Origin of the sequence: Flagellimonas rhodophyticola (assembly GCF_049332665.1) — a bacterium.
GTDB lineage: Bacteria > Bacteroidota > Bacteroidia > Flavobacteriales > Flavobacteriaceae > Flagellimonas.
Genome location: NZ_CP186326.1, coordinates 1183466 through 1200008, shown reverse-complemented (window position 1 = coordinate 1200008; position 16543 = coordinate 1183466). Strand labels below are relative to the sequence as shown.

Sequence of the window (16543 nt, the reverse complement as noted above, 5' to 3'; positions counted from 1 at the left end):
GCAAAGATATAAATGATTTTCCGATAAAAGCTAGATTATCATCTCTGTATTTCTTTTATTGGATATTTTCCATTTTTTAGGAATTATTCCATATTTTAGCATTCCTCTCAACTGAACAATGGAAAAAACCATTCTACATCTAGATCTGGATACTTTTTATGTATCCGTGGAACGCATTATCAACACTGAGCTTATGCACAAACCTTTGTTGGTAGGTGGCACAAGTGATCGTGGTGTAGTGGCCGCATGTAGTTATGAGACCCGTGGGTTTGGAGTACACTCTGGAATGCCTATGAAAATGGCCAAAGAACTTTGCCCTGAAGCAGTGGTCATTCGTGGTAATGCAGGAACATATAGTAAGTATTCGGATGTGGTCACGGACATCATCAAAGAGCATGTGCCCCTTTTTGAAAAATCGAGTATTGATGAATTTTACGCAGACCTTTCAGGAATGGACCGTTTTTTTGGCTCTTACAAATACGCCTCGGAGATGCGCCAAAAAATCATCAAAGAAACGGGCCTTCCCATTTCTTTTGGCTTATCCGTAAATAAAGTCGTTTCCAAGGTGGCAACCAATGAGGCAAAGCCCAACAATCAACTTAAGATAGATTTTGGTTTAGAAAAACCTTTTTTAGCTCCACTATCCATTAAAAAGATTCCGATGGTAGGTGACAAAACTTATCAAACTCTTCGGAATTTGGGTATTCGAAAAGTACAAACGGTACAAGAAATGCCTATGGATATTATGCAACGGGTATTGGGTGCCAATGGCAGGGTAATTTGGAAACGGGCCAACGGAATGGACAATACTCCCGTAATCCCTTTTTGTGATAGAAAATCAATCTCAAACGAACGCACCTTCGACAGGGATACCATCGATGTGGTTAAATTAAAGGGTATGCTAATCGCCATGACCGAGAACTTGGCCTATCAACTACGAAGAGGAGATAAATTAACCGCTTGTATTGCTGTGAAAATTCGATATTCTGATTTCAATACCTATTCCAAACAATTGCGTATCCCATATACCAGTGCAGATCATGTGCTCATTCCAAAAATATTGGAGCTTTTCAAGCTTCTATACAACAAGCGAATGTTGGTTCGGTTGATAGGGATTCGGTTCAGTCATTTGGTCTCCGGAAATTATCAAATCAATCTTTTTGAAGATACCGAAGAGACCCTAAACCTGTACCAAGCCATGGATTATGTAAGAAATCGATTTGGTAGTCGAAGCATCGTAAGGGCATCTGCTATGGGTGCCAAGACCATTGGTAGCATGCACAATCCGTTTAATGGGGAACCTCCTGTGGTTCTGGCACACAGAAAACAATAGCTCTGTGTACTTGAACTGTCATACATATTACAGCATGCGTTACGGAACATTTTCCGAACTGGAACTATTGGAGCTTGCTCAGCAAAACCAAGTGACCCAACTGGCACTTACAGACATCAACAATACCTCTGCCTGTCTTAATTTTGTGCGGAAAGCTCCAGAATATGGGGTTAGGCCTGTTTTGGGAATTGATTTTAGAAATGGTGCTAACCAATGTTTTATAGGAATTGCCCAAAACAACGAGGGCTATCTCGAATTGAATAATTTCCTGTCCCATCACCTTCATGAAAATTTGGAATTTCCAGAACGTGCACCCTTATTCAAAAATGCTTTTGTCATTTATCCTTTTGAGCAGGTTTTATTGAATGATTTACAGGATTTCTCAAATCATGAATTTGTTGGAATTTCCATCCAGGATTTAAGACGGTTGCCTTTTTCCAGATTGGTAAAGCTCAAAGACAGATTGGTAGTGCAACAACCGGTCACTTTCCGTAACAAGAATGATTTCAATGCCCATAGATTGCTCCGCGCCATTGACAACAATGTGCTGTTGAGCAAACTTCCAAAGGAAGAAGAGGCCAACGAAAATGAAAAAATGTTTCCTGTCCAAAACTTGGCAACAGCTTTCTCAGAATTTAGTTTCATTCTGGAGAATACCGAAAAGTTGCTCAACCGCTGTAGCATCCATTTTGATTTTTCAAAAGGCCGAAAACCCCAAAACCTCAACAGCTATTTGGGAAGTGTGGAAGAAGATGAAAAGCTCATTGAAAAGTTATGTTATGAAGGCCTTCCTTATCGATACAAAAAGATTACCGATTCCATCCAAAATCGGTTGGACAAGGAATTGAAGCTTATCAAAAAAATGGGATTTGTCTCCTATTTTCTTATCAATTGGGATATTATATCTGAAGCACGTCGAAAAGGATTTTATTATGTGGGACGTGGTAGTGGTGCCAACAGCATTGTGGCCTATTTACTTCGTATCACCGATGTGGACCCTATGGAATTGGATCTCTACTTTGAACGTTTTATCAACCTATACCGTGCCAATCCGCCTGATTTTGACATTGATTTTTCTTGGCGTGACAGACCAGCCATGACCGAATATATATTTAAGCGTTTTGACCACGTAGCACTCTTGGGCACATACGTTACTTTTAAAGAACGAGGTGTAATCCGGGAATTGGGTAAAGTTTTTGGACTTCCGGCACAGGAAATTGACTTTTTGATTACGGGAAGATATAATCCATCGCAATTGGACAGCATGTCAAAGCTCGTTCTCAAATATGGAAGGCTCTTAAAAGACAAACCCAATTACTTAAGCATCCATGCGGGAGGGATATTGATCAGCGAAAAGCCTTTACATTGGTTTTCAGCCACTCACCTCCCACCAAAAGGATTTCCTACGACCCAATACGATATGGTTATTGCAGAGGATGTTGGTCTGTACAAATTTGACATTTTGGGTCAGCGTGGATTGGGTAAGATCAAAGAAGCTTTGGAAATCGTTGCTTACAATCAACCCGAAAAGTATTCAGAAATCGACATTCATGATATTAAGGGATTTAAAACAGACTCCACCATAAACAACCTCATCAAAACCGCTCAATGTATGGGTTGTTTTTATGTGGAATCGCCCGCTATGCGGATGCTGCTCAAAAAGTTGGAAGTAGACAATTATCTGGGATTAGTAGCCGCTAGTTCAATCATCCGTCCTGGAGTGGCTAAAAGCGGTATGATGCGAGAGTATATCTTACGTCACCGTAATCAGGGAAGAGCAGAGGAAAAAGCACATCCGGTAATGCTGGATATTATGCCGGATACCTATGGCGTAATGGTCTACCAAGAAGATGTGATCAAAGTTGCACACCATTTTGCAGGTTTGGATTTGGGGGAGGCTGATGTGCTTCGTAGAGGAATGAGTGGAAAGTTCCGCTCGCGGGAAGAGTTTCAAAAAGTGAAGGACAAATTTATTTCTAACTGTAGAAAAAAAGGTTATGCTGACACCCTCATTTTTGAAATATGGAATCAAGTAGCGAGTTTTGCAGGTTATGCTTTTGCCAAAGGGCATTCCGCTTCCTATGCTGTAGAAAGCTATCAAAGTCTCTTTTTACGCGCCTATTTTCCATTGGAATATATGGTGGCTGTCCTCAATAACGGAGGAGGTTTTTATCGTTCCGAATTCTACATTCACGATGCTCGAATGATTGGCGCCATCATTCACCCGCCTTGCATTAACAATAGCAATATAAACAACCGTATTTGTGGCACCCATATTTATTTAGGGTTGATGTATCTGCGTGATTTGGAAAACAGGGTCATGGAACGTATTATCAAAGAACGAACTCTAAATGGGAGCTTTGCTTCTCTGGAAGATTTCTTGGATCGAACTATTATTTCGGTAGAACAACTTACTATTCTCATCCGGATTGATGCTTTTCGATTTACCGAAATCAATAAGCATGAACTATTGTGGAAAGCCCATTTGATGTTGTCCAAAAATGACCGTCTGGAACATCCTAAGCTTTTTCCACCACGTCATCAAAAATTCCAGATTCCAAAATTGCATACCACCACTTTGGAAACTGCTTTTGAACAACTGGAACTTTTAGGATTTTGTCTTTGCAGTCCATTTCAACTCCTGGTCGAGCCACCCAAGAATTCCAATGGACAATGTGATTTGCATCGCTATTTGAACAAGCATATTGATATATACGGTTATCTAATCACAGTGAAAAACACCAATACCCATACTGGCAAGCGTATGCACTTTGCCACTCTTGTAGATCAATACGGAGAAGTCTTCGACACCGTGCTTTTTCCGCCAGTTGCTGCCAAATATTATTTTAGAGGTAAGGGCATTTACCGCTTTTATGGGAAAGTAGTAGAGGAGTTTGGTTTTTTGAGTATTGAGGTGATAAAAATGCAAAAACAGGATTATGTTTCTGACCCTCGTTATGCAGATATGAAAACAAGCAAAAAAGTATTCGATAGCAAAATTTCCAATGCGCTAGAAGACCCTAAAACAAATGTTTGATCCATTTGGCAATTCGCTTAGGCCAGGTATACGGAGCATATCGTATGGGTGGGTCTATCCAGCTTCCTCTTTTTACAATTGCTTTTTTGTGTGAAAACAAATCGAAAGAAACTTTGCCATGATAGGCACCAATACCACTGTGACCCACTCCCCCGAAAGGCAGATTTTTATCCGCAATTTGGATAACGGTATCGTTGATTGCACCTCCTCCGAAACTGAACCTAGTAATACATTTTTTTTGAAACGACTTTCGCTTTGAGAACACGTATGCCGCCAAAGGCTTTTCATAATCTTCGATAATCTTAGCGATATCGGATTCATTTGTGTACGCAAAAATGGGTAAAATAGGACCAAAGATTTCTTCCTGCATCAAAGGGCTATCCAAATCCGGTTCATCTACGAGTGTCAAGTCTATAAACCGATCTTCATCAACCGTTTCACCTCCGAACAGAATTCGCTGATCCTCTAAAAGTGATTTTAGGCGATTATAATGTCGATCACTAACAATTCGTGCTAAATCTGTAGACTGAGAACGAATTTCGCCATAAGTAGCAACAATTTTATCCCTTAGTGCTTGAACCAATTTCTCTTTGACCGAATGATGCACTAAAAGATAATCTGGCGCCACACAGGTCTGACCCAAATTCAATGCTTTGCCCCAAAGAATGCGCTTTGCCGCAAGGGAAATATTGGCAGTTTCATCTATAATACAGGGGTTTTTTCCACCCAATTCCAAGGTAACAGGAGTCAAATGTTTGGCGGCAGCTTCATAGACAATTTTCCCAATTTGAGTGCCACCCGTAAAAAAGATATAATCCCATCGCTGGGCCAACAGCTGTTGCGAAACCTCAACTCCGCCTTGCACAACGGCAATATATTCAGGCTCAAATAATTTTTCTATAATATTACCAAGGACCCCTGAAGTATTTGGTGTAAGCTCCGACGGTTTTATGACGACGGTATTTCCAGCTGCGATTGCACCAATTATTGGAGTCATTGCCAGCATAAAGGGAAAGTTCCATGGTGCAATTACCAATACCTGCCCATAAGGTTCTCGGTAGACATAATTTTTCGAAGGGAAGTTGGCCAAATTCGCAGCAACCCGCTCCGGTCGGGCCCAGAACTCAAGGTTATTGAGCATTGCATTTAACTCTCCAAGCACAAATTGGGTTTCACCTAGGAAACTTTCGTAGGGTGGTTTTTTTAAATCAGCATAAATCGCTTCTGCAATAACATCTTCCTGACTTATAATTTCATTCCGTAATCGCTTTAGGGCATCTCTCCTAAAGGAGAGCTCCTTGGTTTTCTGGGTCGAAAAAAAAGCTCGCTGTTTTTCGTGTAATTCCATAGCCTATCTTTATTTGGTATTTCTACCAAATTCGATGTTTATATTTTCACCCTAAAATATGTTTATTATTTGAAAGCCTGGTGACCTGTAATATCGGCTCCGGTAATCAACAAATGAATGTCATGAGTACCCTCATATGTAATCACACTTTCCAAGTTCATCATATGTCGCATGATACTGTATTCACCGGTAATACCCATACCACCCAAAACCTGTCTAGCTTCACGGGCAATTTTTATGGCCATATCTACATTGTTTCGTTTGGCCATAGAAATTTGAGCCGTTGTTGCCCTACCTTCATTTTTAAGTTGACCCAACCTAAAAGCCAACAATTGAGCTTTTGTAATCTCAGTAATCATTTCCGCCAACTTCTTTTGCTGCAATTGTGTAGCAGCAATAGGTTTTCCAAATTGGATACGCTCTTTTGCATACCGAAGGGCAGTGTCATAACAATCCATAGCAGCGCCGATAGCACCCCATGCAATACCATAACGAGCAGAATCCAAACAACCAAGAGGGGCGCCAAGACCTGTTTTTCCAGACAGTAGATTTTCTTTGGGTACTTTTACATTATCAAAAATCAATTCTCCTGTGGCTGATGCACGTAAAGACCATTTATTATGGGTCTCAGGAGTTGAAAAGCCTTCCACACCTCGTTCCACAATCAATCCGTGGATTCGACCTTCTTCATTTTTAGCCCATACCACTGCTACATCAGCAAATGGTGAATTGGAAATCCAAAGTTTGGCACCATTCAACAAAAAGTGGTCACCCATATCCTTGTACTTGGTTTCCATTCCTCCTGGGTTGGAACCATGATTGGGCTCTGTAAGTCCAAAACAACCCATCCATTCACCGGTGGCCAACTTTGGTAAATATTTTTTACGTTGCTCCTCATTTCCGTAAGCAAAAATCGGATACATCACCAAGGAGGACTGTACTGAAGCAGTTGAGCGGACACCACTATCCCCTCTTTCAATTTCTTGCATGATCAAACCATAACTGATTTGATCCAACCCTGCACCTCCGTATTCCTCTGGTATATATGGTCCGAAGGCACCTATCTCAGCTAAACCTCCAATAATTTCCTTTGGAAACTCCGCTTTTTGGGCATATTCCTCAATGATAGGTGAAACATCGCGTTTTACCCATTGGCGAGCTGCATCGCGCACCAACTTATGTTCTTCTGAAAGTAAATCATCTAAATTATAGTAATCCGGAGCTTCGAATAAATCAGGTTTCATGCAAAAAAATTTGGCTAAAGGTAATAATGAAAAACAACAGGACAAGTCGTTTTTGTTACATTTTTAAATAGAAGTCTTTGGTAAGGTCAATGTATTCCTTTGTGTACTTATGACGTGCTAATTCAATAGTTAATTCATCTTCAACAGCGGTTTCTTTGGAAAAACTAAGCTCCAAAAGACTCCTTTTTAATTCAGAATTTGGATTTCCTTTCACCCTGGTCACCCTTCGAGCGAAAAGTTGAAGGTTTTCTGCCAAAGCAATAAAATTAGCTTCTTCTTTAAATGGAATAATCACGGAAAAAACTCCTTGGGGCGACAATAATTTTGAAACTCCTTCCAATAGCTCATCAAAAGGAAGTGAACTATTCTGTCGCGCGGCATCCCTTGCTACATCACCACTCGAAACTTTTTCGGAATAAAAGGGTGGATTTGAGATGATCAAATCATATGTTTCCTCAATTTCATCTACGAATTCATCTAAACCCGCATGGTAACAAAACAGTCTATCTGCCCAAGGTGAAGCTTCAAAATTCTCAACACATTGTTCATAGGCATTCTCATCTACTTCGATTGCATCGACAACTTCTGCATGACATCGTTGTGCCATTTGCAAAGCAATTATTCCAGTACCAGAACCAATATCCAAAATGGATTTGGGTTTTTTGTTGATTGATGTCCAAGCACCTAATAAAACCCCATCCGTACCCACTTTCATGGCACAACGGTCTTGGTAAATGGTAAATTGTTTGAATTTAAAGGGCTTCTTCATTTAACCTTCCAGGTTCTCTTGTTTCTGTTCCCTCCAGTTCAAGTAATGAATCTCCAAGTCTGGTCCGCATATCATTTGCCAACAGTTTGATTTTTTCAATCACTTCGGGATGTTCAGAAGCTACATTTTTGGTCTCGCTGATATCGTTCTCGACATCATATAATTCAATTTCCTCAATATCAATCATCCGATATTCTCCGGGTTGACCATCTTTTCCGGGTTCTTGACCGTCCATAGTGCGGTAACGATGCGGAAAGTATAGTTTCCATTTCCCATAGCGCACCCCAAACATTTCGTTTACGCGATAGTAAAAGAAATAAGCTTCTTGCACAGCTTCTTTGCTCTCTCCAGTTATTACTTTCCAAGCACTTTTTCCATCAATTACTTGTTCTGGTAGTTTTGCACCTGTTAGCTCTGCGATTGTAGGTAAAATATCAATGGCCATTACAGGCACTTCAATTTCTTGCCCGGCTTTAAGTTTGTTGGGATATTTCATGATGAAAGGTTCGCGTTGACCCCCTTCCCATCCAGTGCCTTTTCCTTCACGCAGTGGTAAAGCGCTTCCTGCATGGTTTCCGTAGGACAACCAAGGACCATTATCCGAAGTAAAGATCACTATGGTGTTTTCTTCAAGTCCATTATCCTTGAGAGCTTTCATGATTTCGCCTACTGACCAGTCAATTTCCATGATTACATCACCATACAGTCCTCTTTCTGATTTTCCCTTAAATTTATCCGAAACAAACAAAGGCACATGTGGTTGTGGATGTGGTACATATAAAAAGAAAGGATTGTCTTTGTTTCTTTTAATGAAGTCCACACTTCGTTCTGTAATTTGAGTCGTAAGCTGAGATTGTTCTGTGAGCGTATCGATTACTTTTTCGTTCTCATACAATTGCAGCTCAGGAAAATTAAAAATAGGCCCTTGTTGCGGATGATAAGGCCACATATCGTTGGAATATGGAATCCCAAACCACTCGTCAAATCCATGTCGAGTTGGTAAAAACTGGGCATGGTGACCTAAATGCCATTTACCATAAATGGCTGTCGCGTAGCCCTTTTCCTTTAGCATTTCTGCCAAGGTGGTTTCAGTGGCATTTATTCCGTGGGTATTATCCGGACCCAATGCATTATGGATTCCAATACGATTCGGATAACAGCCTGTCAAAATTCCAGCTCTTGATGCAGAACACACCGCTTGAGCAGAATAATAGCTTGTCAATTTTACCCCTTCAGAAGCCATTTGATCTAAATATGGAGTTTTGATGTCCGGTGACCCGAAAACACCTACATCTTGATACCCTTGATCATCGGTAAAAACGAGAACAACGTTTGGAGGAGAATTAGGTTTTTCTTTTTTGGTGGTCTTCTCTTTACAGGATAGGAAACAAAAAACGATAGCAATAAAACAACAGCGAATCATGGTTGGAAATAAAAGTTAGACATAAATATAGCCCTAATACGGCATATTATGGTTTTTATCCCAAATAGAGATCTACTAAACCTTCGGGTGCTTTTATATGGACAGTTTTTGATTTTCTATCCACTTTGGTGATGATGTCATCCGTTATAGGAATCAACAATTCTTTTCCATCCTTTTCAGCTTCAAAAAGCTCTTGGGAAGCACTATCGTTTACAGCTTTGATAATGCCAATGTCCCCATGAACCTCATCCATTAGGGTGAAGCCGATCACTTCATGGAAGTAAAACTTGTCTCCAGTTAAAGGTGGAAGCATTTCCAATGGAAGGTATAGTTCGGAACCGATAATCTTGTCTGCGGAAGATTCATCTTTTACTTCTTCAAAATCGATACGGAGTAAGGCAGATTTATGCAGTCGACATCTATCAATAAAAAATGGAACCAGATTGTTTCCCAATGAAACAAACACTGATTCCATGTTTTCGTAGATTTCAGGTTCATCGGTATCGAGTTTCACCAATACCTCTCCCTTAAAACTATATTTTGAAACGACTTTGCCCAGGTAGAAGCAATCTTCCTTGCGCATCGTTTATACGTTTACTCTTCTTCTTTGCTTGCTTCGGCTTCTTCGGCAGGAGCAGCTTCTTCAGCTTTAGCTTCTGGCTCAGCAGCAACAGCCTCTTCTTTTGCCGGTTCGGCAGGAGCTTCTTCCACAACTGGGGTCTCTTCTGCAACAGCCTCAACAGTTTCGGCTACTTCTTCAGCAACTTCCTCAACAGCTTCTTCTTCTACTTCTGGCAATGCAGCAGCAGCTCTTTTATCACTGAACTCTTTTTCAGCTTCCAACGCTTTGGCTTTGGCATCAGCTTTGGCTTTATCCAAGCCACCAACTTTAGCAGTAATTGCTTTTTCTTTTTCCTCAACCCAAGCGTTGAATTTTTCCTCTGCTTGTTCTTCAGTTAAGGCTCCTTTGCGAACACCACCTAATAGATGATGTTTCATCATAACTCCTTTATAAGATAAAATAGCTCTAGCGGTATCAGTAGGTTGTGCACCATTGCTCAACCATTTTACAGATCCATCAATATCCAAATTAATGGTAGCAGGGTTAGTGTTAGGGTTATAAGTTCCCAATTTTTCCAAGTACTTACCGTCTCTTTTTGATCTTGAATCGGCAGCAACCACCCAATAAAATGGTTTACCTTTTTTACCGTGTCTTTGAAGTCTAATTTTTACTGGCATATCACATTAATTTGTAGGGTGCCCGACCCTGGTTATTAATTCTATTTTTAAATCGCTTTCTAATTAAGCGGGTGCAAATATACTTGATTTCTTTTAATGAGCAATGACATTATAAACTTTCTATTCCCTTTCTGCCAATTGGTCTTTGCCCTTTACCAATTTGGATTTATGATCCTCCACTAATTTATTAATCCCTTCTATTATCTCCATATTATTCTCAGCAATATTATACTGTTCTGAAGGGTCATGATACAGATTGAATAATATAGGAGTTTCATGTTCAGTTCGTTCTCCAAATTGTCCGTAAGCTCCTTGTGTTATAAAATGCGCTTTATAATCACCCAAGCGAGCTGCAAATAAATCAGTTCCTCGGTAATATAAAATACTTTTTCGCGGACTTGAATTATGATTCCGTAAAGTTTCACTCAAATCAACGCCATCAATAATTCGGTCTTTTGGAATTTCAACTCCAGCCATACTGCCAAATGTGGCAAACAAATCCATTGTCGAGCCTATGTCGGTGATCAAACCAGGTTTAACTTGTCCCGGTCCCCAGAAAATGGCCGGCTCCCGCATGCCACCTTCCCAGGTTGTTCCTTTTCCAGCTTTTAGAAGTCCTGCACTACCCCCATGGGTTTTAAAAGGCAACCAAGGACCATTATCCGATGTGAAAACAACTATGGTGTTTTCAGCGAGCCCTTCTTCTTTTAAAGCTTTTAGAATTTGTCCGACACCGTGATCGATTTCCTCTACCACATCACCATAAAGACCACGCTTGCTTTTACCAGAAAACTCTTTGGAAGCGAATAACGGAATATGTGGTAAACTATGCGCTAAATAGATAAAGAAAGGTTTGTTTTTGCTTTTTCTAATAAAAGAAATAGTCTCTTCGGCATACCTTTTGGTAATCATATTTTGATTTGCCGGGCGTTCGATAATTTCGGTATTCCGAAGTAAAGGAACATTATAGTTTTCTGTCTTGATGCCTTCAGGGTTTTGTTGTGCCAATTTTTGATAACCCATACCTTTTCCTATGTAATCCATATCATTAGAATATGGAATCCCATAATAATAGTCAAACCCGTTATTGGTGGGCAAATACTGTTTTTTATGCCCCAAATGCCATTTTCCAATACAAGCAGTGCTGTACCCTACTTTTTTTAATTGTTCGGCGATGGTAATTTCACTTGCCGGCAATCCATTTTTTGAGTCAGGGAAAAGCACTCGGTGTTCATTGCTGGCCATTCCACTTCTAACAGGCAATCTCCCTGTAAGCAATGCGGCTCTACTCGGAGTACATACGCTGGCACCAACGTAAAAATTGGTCCACTTTTGACCTTCCATGGCCATTCGGTCCAAATTCGGGGTGTTGATTGAAGGGTGTCCATAAGAACTTAAATCACCGTAACCCAAATCATCTGCAAAAATTACAATGAAATTCGGCCTCTTAGTATTTGTTTGAGCAAGAGAATTCGAAGGATGCGTGAAAAAAACTACAAATAGTACTAAAAAGGTATGGTGCAAGGCTTTTTTGGAAGCTTTCATTTCGATTTGGTTTAATTGCTATATTATATAAGACTTTAGAGTGACGCAAAAAACATTAAAAAAGTACGAATTAAAAAAAGAAAACACTTAGTTGATAACTCCTAAAAACTACTTTTTATAATACCTTCATGTTTGCATATTTTTAAACGCTATTTATTTCACAGGCTAACAGCGCTCACATGTACTTAATTTTTGATACCGAAACCACTGGATTGCCCAAACGATGGAATGCCCCCATCACCGATACCGACAACTGGCCTCGGTGTATTCAAATTGCATGGCAATTGCATGATGAAATGGGAAATCTAGTGGAACATCAAGACATGTTGGTGCAGCCGGATGGATTTAACATTCCCTATGAAGCTGAACAAATTCATGGCATTTCTACGGCATTGGCTGAACAAAAAGGCAAGCCCTTGCAAGAGGTTTTGGAAGCGTTTAACATTGCTTTGGATAAAGCAAAATTTGTTGTGGGCCAAAATGTGGATTTCGACATTAACATTATGGGATGTGAGTTCCATCGGATGGACGTTGAAAATTCACTAACCGAACTTCCAGTTCTAGATACCTGTACCGAAGCGACAGCAGAACTTTGTAAAATCCCTGGAGGTCGTGGTGGAAAATTTAAACTACCCACGTTGACTGAGCTCCATGAGTTTCTTTTTGGAGAACCTTTTGCTGAAGCGCATAATGCAACGGCAGATGTTGAAGCTACCACCCGATGTTTTTTGGAACTGGTACGAAAAAAACACTATTCCATTGAGAAATTAGATGTTCAACCTGATTATTTTGAGCATTTTTCAGAAGCCAATCCTCAAGCAATCCAACTTATTGGATTAAAACACATCAATCTTAAAAAAGCATCCAAAGAAATTGCGGATGCACTTTGGGCAGAGGATACTGGTGGAATTTCAGAAGACGAAATCAACAAAAATGTTGAAAGCATAGCTGATGCTCCTTTTACACATTTACACAATCACTCTCAATTTTCGGTTCTTCAGTCAACCATAAATATTAAAAGTCTGGTCAAAGCCGCTGCAGAAAACAGCATGTCCGCGGTTGCACTTACAGACCACGCGAATATGATGGGAGCTTTTCATTTTGTGAAAGAAGTGAAAGCTCATAACAAATCCATCAAGGAAAAGAATGCTGAATCGGCCGAAAATGGCGAAACCCCTTCGGCAAAAGAAATTATTCCAATTATCGGATGTGAGTTTTACGTATGTGAAGACCACACCAACAAAAATGTAAAAGATTACGGCTACCAAATAGTGTTACTTGCCAAAAATAAAAATGGCTATCACAACTTGGCCAAAATGTCGTCCATTGCTTATACTGATGGCTTTTATTATGTGCCCAGAATCGACAAAAAGATTGTAGAGCATTATAAAGAGGATGTCATCGCCCTTACCGGAAACCTTTATGGTGAAGTCCCCAACAAAATTCTTAACATAGGAGAAAAGCAAGCTGAAGAAGCTTTGATATGGTGGAAAGAACAATTTGGCGATGATTTGTATGTGGAAATGATGCGTCATGGTCAAGAAGACGAAGATCGTGTAAATCAGGTTTTGGTTCCTTTGGCGAAAAAGCATGAAGTAAAAATCATAGCCACCAATAACACTTATTATTGCGACAAAAAAGATGCCGAAGCTCATGACATCCTGCTTTGTGTAAAGGATGGAGAAAAACAAACCACTCCAATCGGAAGAGGTCGCGGATATCGCTATGGATTGCCAAATCAGGAGTATTATTTCAAGTCTTCAGATGAAATGAAGACGCTCTTTAAAGATATTCCCGAGGCCATCCTTAACATTCAGGAAATCGTTGATAAAGTAGAACCCTTCGATTTGGCCCGAGATGTGTTGCTTCCAAAGTTTGATATTCCCAATGAGTTTATTGTGGAGGAAGACAAAGCCGATGGAGGAAAGCGAGGCGAAAACTCCTATCTAAAACATATTACATATCAAGGTGCAGAAAAAAGATATGGTGAAATCACTGATGAAATCACCGAGCGCATCGATTTTGAGCTGGGCACTATTGAAAATTCCGGGTATCCTGGTTATTTTTTAATCGTTGAAGATTTTATTCGTGAAGCCAGAAATATGGGCGTTTCTGTTGGTCCTGGCCGAGGATCTGCAGCGGGTTCGGTGGTAGCCTATTGTTTGGGCATCACCAACATTGACCCATTAAAATATGATTTGCTTTTTGAGCGTTTCCTAAATCCAGATAGGGTTTCGATGCCTGATATCGACATTGATTTTGATGATGAAGGTCGCGGAAAAGTCATGGACTATGTAATCGATAAATACGGCGCCAACCAAGTTGCCCAAATTATCACCTATGGCACCATGGCAGCCAAATCTTCGATTCGGGATACGGCCCGGGTTTTGGATTTACCTTTGAACGACGCCGACCGCATCGCGAAGCTCATTCCCAATATGTCTAAGTTGAACAAGATTTTTGGAATTGAGGAATCGGAACTCAAGAAAAAGTTTAGAGCAGATGAGCTTGAAAAAGTCCATGAATTGCTGAATATCTCTGAAGGAGATGATCTTGAGGGTCAGACCGTCAATATGGCCAGAGTTCTTGAAGGCTCACTTCGAAATACAGGAATCCACGCCTGTGGGGTTATTATCACCCCGGACGATATTACCAATTTCGTTCCCGTTGCCACAGCAAAGGATTCGGATTTATATGTAACTCAATTTGATAACTCCGTTGTTGAAAGTGCTGGACTCCTTAAAATGGATTTCTTGGGACTAAAAACCTTGACCCTAATCAAGGACACGGTGAAAATCGTGAAAGCACGAACGGGAATTGAACTGATTCCCGATGAATTTCCTCTGGACGACGAAAAAACTTATGAGCTTTTTCAACGTGGAGATACAGTGGGAATATTTCAATATGAATCTCCTGGGATGCAAAAACACATGAAAAACCTAAAACCTACGGTTTTTGATGACTTGATAGCGATGAACGCTCTGTATCGTCCTGGGCCTATGGAATACATTCCCAGTTTTATTGCCAGAAAACACGGTGAGGAAGAGATTACATATGACCTTCCGGACATGGAAGAATATCTCAAAGAAACCTATGGCATAACTGTTTATCAGGAGCAGGTGATGTTACTTTCCCAAAAACTTGCTGGATTCTCGAAAGGTGACGCCGACGTACTTCGAAAAGCCATGGGTAAAAAGATTTTCGCCTTACTGCAAAAATTGAAACCTCAGTTTTTAGATGGGGGTGAAAAAAACGGACACCCAAGAGATGTTCTGGAAAAAATCTGGAAAGACTGGGAAGCCTTTGCCTCTTATGCCTTTAATAAAAGTCATTCCACCTGCTACGCATTTATCGCCTACCAAACGGCCTATTTGAAAGCCCACTACCCTGCCGAATATATGGCAGCAGTCCTTTCCAATAACATGAACGACATAAAACAGGTTACCTTTTTCATGGAAGAATGTAAACGGATGGGGCTTGAAGTGCTTGGACCTGATGTTAATGAATCTTACTACAAATTTGCTGTAAACCAGAACAATGCAGTCCGTTTTGGAATGGGAGCCATTAAAGGGGTTGGACGTTCCGCTGTAGAAACCATAGTAGAGCATCGAAAAAAAGACGGACCCTATAAGTCTGTATTCGATTTAGCTAAACGCGTTGAGCTTCGCTCTGCAAATAAAAAATCATTCGAGAATCTTGCTCTGGCGGGAGGATTTGATTCCTTTGGCGATACACAAAGAGCGCAATATTTTCACGATGAAGGAGACGGAATAACCTTTTTGGAAAAAGTGATAAAATCCGCGGCAAAATATCAGGAAAACAAGAACTCCTCACAAATGGATATGTTTGGAGGTATGAGCGAGGCCCAGATTTCGGAGCCAGTCGTTCCACCTTGCGAGGATTGGGGTACCATGGAAAAACTTCGAAGAGAAAAAGAAGTGGTTGGTATTTATATCTCGGGTCACCCTCTAGATGACTTCAAAAAGGAGATTAAAGCATTTTGTAACAGTAACATCTCCGCTTTCACCAATTTGGAACAATATGTGAATCGAGAGTTGACGGTGGCAGGAGTAATTACCGACGTACAACATCGTATCTCCAAAAATGGTAAGGGGTGGGGGCTTTTCACCCTGGAAGATTATAGCGAATCCCATGAGTTCCGGATTTTCGGTGAGGAGTATCTAAAGTTTAGACATTTTTTGATGATCAACTCATTCGTTCATGTCAAGGCTTTCGTGCGTGAAGGATGGGTCAATAGGGACACAGGTAAAAAAGGGGATCCCCGATTACAGTTCAATGACTTTAAACAGCTTCAAGATGTGATGGATTCCTATGCAAAGAAACTTACCATTAAACTGGATATCGCTCGATTACAAGAAAATCGAATACAAATCCTGAAAGATACCCTTCGATCACATAAAGGAGAACACACACTCAATTTTGTGGTTTATGAAATGCAGGATGAAATAAAACTCAATCTATCCAGCAGAAAACAAAAGGTAAAAATCAACAGTGAGCTTCTTTCTTCCTTGGAAGAGAATGAGATACATTACAAATTGAATTGACCGTGTCAATAGTTTATGTTGATGACGCAATAACTAAAAT

General features: G+C 40.4%; 10 protein-coding genes. 3 read left to right on the top strand and 7 right to left on the bottom strand.

What is annotated here, in order from left to right; translation table 11 throughout:
- Window positions 1-118 precede the first annotated feature (118 nt).
- Window positions 119-1333, top strand: a complete 1215-nt coding sequence (dinB, locus tag ACOKFG_RS05360) for a DNA polymerase IV (RefSeq protein WP_299174837.1) — start codon at window positions 119-121, stop codon at window positions 1331-1333.
- The gene (locus tag ACOKFG_RS05355; RefSeq protein ID WP_422861986.1) at window positions 1293-4370 is read left to right on the top strand and encodes a DNA polymerase III subunit alpha; all 3078 of its coding nucleotides are present in this window, start codon (window positions 1293-1295) and stop codon (window positions 4368-4370) included. Before dinB ends, ACOKFG_RS05355 begins: the two co-directional genes overlap by 41 nt.
- Here ACOKFG_RS05355 and ACOKFG_RS05350 read toward each other — a convergent pair.
- From ACOKFG_RS05350 to ACOKFG_RS05320, 7 genes are all read right to left on the bottom strand, one after another.
- Entirely contained in the window at window positions 4354-5718 is a 1365-nt protein-coding gene (locus tag ACOKFG_RS05350) for an aldehyde dehydrogenase (protein ID WP_298793883.1), read from the bottom strand. The two genes, ACOKFG_RS05355 and ACOKFG_RS05350, sit on opposite strands and share 17 nt — an antisense overlap.
- Window positions 5719-5783: 65 nt before the next feature.
- Window positions 5784-6962: an acyl-CoA dehydrogenase family protein gene (locus ACOKFG_RS05345; protein WP_298793882.1), complete on the bottom strand. Its 1179-nt coding sequence runs from the start codon at window positions 6960-6962 to the stop codon at window positions 5784-5786.
- A gap of 55 nt (window positions 6963-7017) precedes the next feature.
- On the bottom strand, window positions 7018-7731 hold the full coding sequence (locus ACOKFG_RS05340) for a tRNA1(Val) (adenine(37)-N6)-methyltransferase (protein ID WP_422861985.1): 714 nt from the start codon (window positions 7729-7731) through the stop codon (window positions 7018-7020).
- Window positions 7715-9154: a sulfatase family protein gene (locus ACOKFG_RS05335; protein ID WP_298793880.1), complete on the bottom strand. Its 1440-nt coding sequence runs from the start codon at window positions 9152-9154 to the stop codon at window positions 7715-7717. Before ACOKFG_RS05335 ends, ACOKFG_RS05340 begins: the two co-directional genes overlap by 17 nt.
- Window positions 9155-9209: 55 nt before the next feature.
- Window positions 9210-9737, bottom strand: a complete 528-nt coding sequence (gene rimM / locus ACOKFG_RS05330) for a ribosome maturation factor RimM (RefSeq protein WP_298793879.1) — start codon at window positions 9735-9737, stop codon at window positions 9210-9212.
- An 11-nt stretch (window positions 9738-9748) separates the two neighbouring features.
- The gene (locus tag ACOKFG_RS05325; protein ID WP_298793878.1) at window positions 9749-10393 is read right to left on the bottom strand and encodes a 30S ribosomal protein S16; all 645 of its coding nucleotides are present in this window, start codon (window positions 10391-10393) and stop codon (window positions 9749-9751) included.
- Between the two features lie 120 nt (window positions 10394-10513).
- Entirely contained in the window at window positions 10514-11938 is a 1425-nt protein-coding gene (locus ACOKFG_RS05320) for a sulfatase family protein (protein ID WP_298793877.1), read from the bottom strand.
- A gap of 179 nt (window positions 11939-12117) precedes the next feature.
- Here ACOKFG_RS05320 and dnaE point away from each other — a divergent pair, with 179 nt between their 5' ends.
- The gene (gene dnaE / locus ACOKFG_RS05315) at window positions 12118-16503 is read left to right on the top strand and encodes a DNA polymerase III subunit alpha (RefSeq protein ID WP_298793876.1); all 4386 of its coding nucleotides are present in this window, start codon (window positions 12118-12120) and stop codon (window positions 16501-16503) included.
- The last annotated feature ends 40 nt before the right edge of the window (window positions 16504-16543 follow it).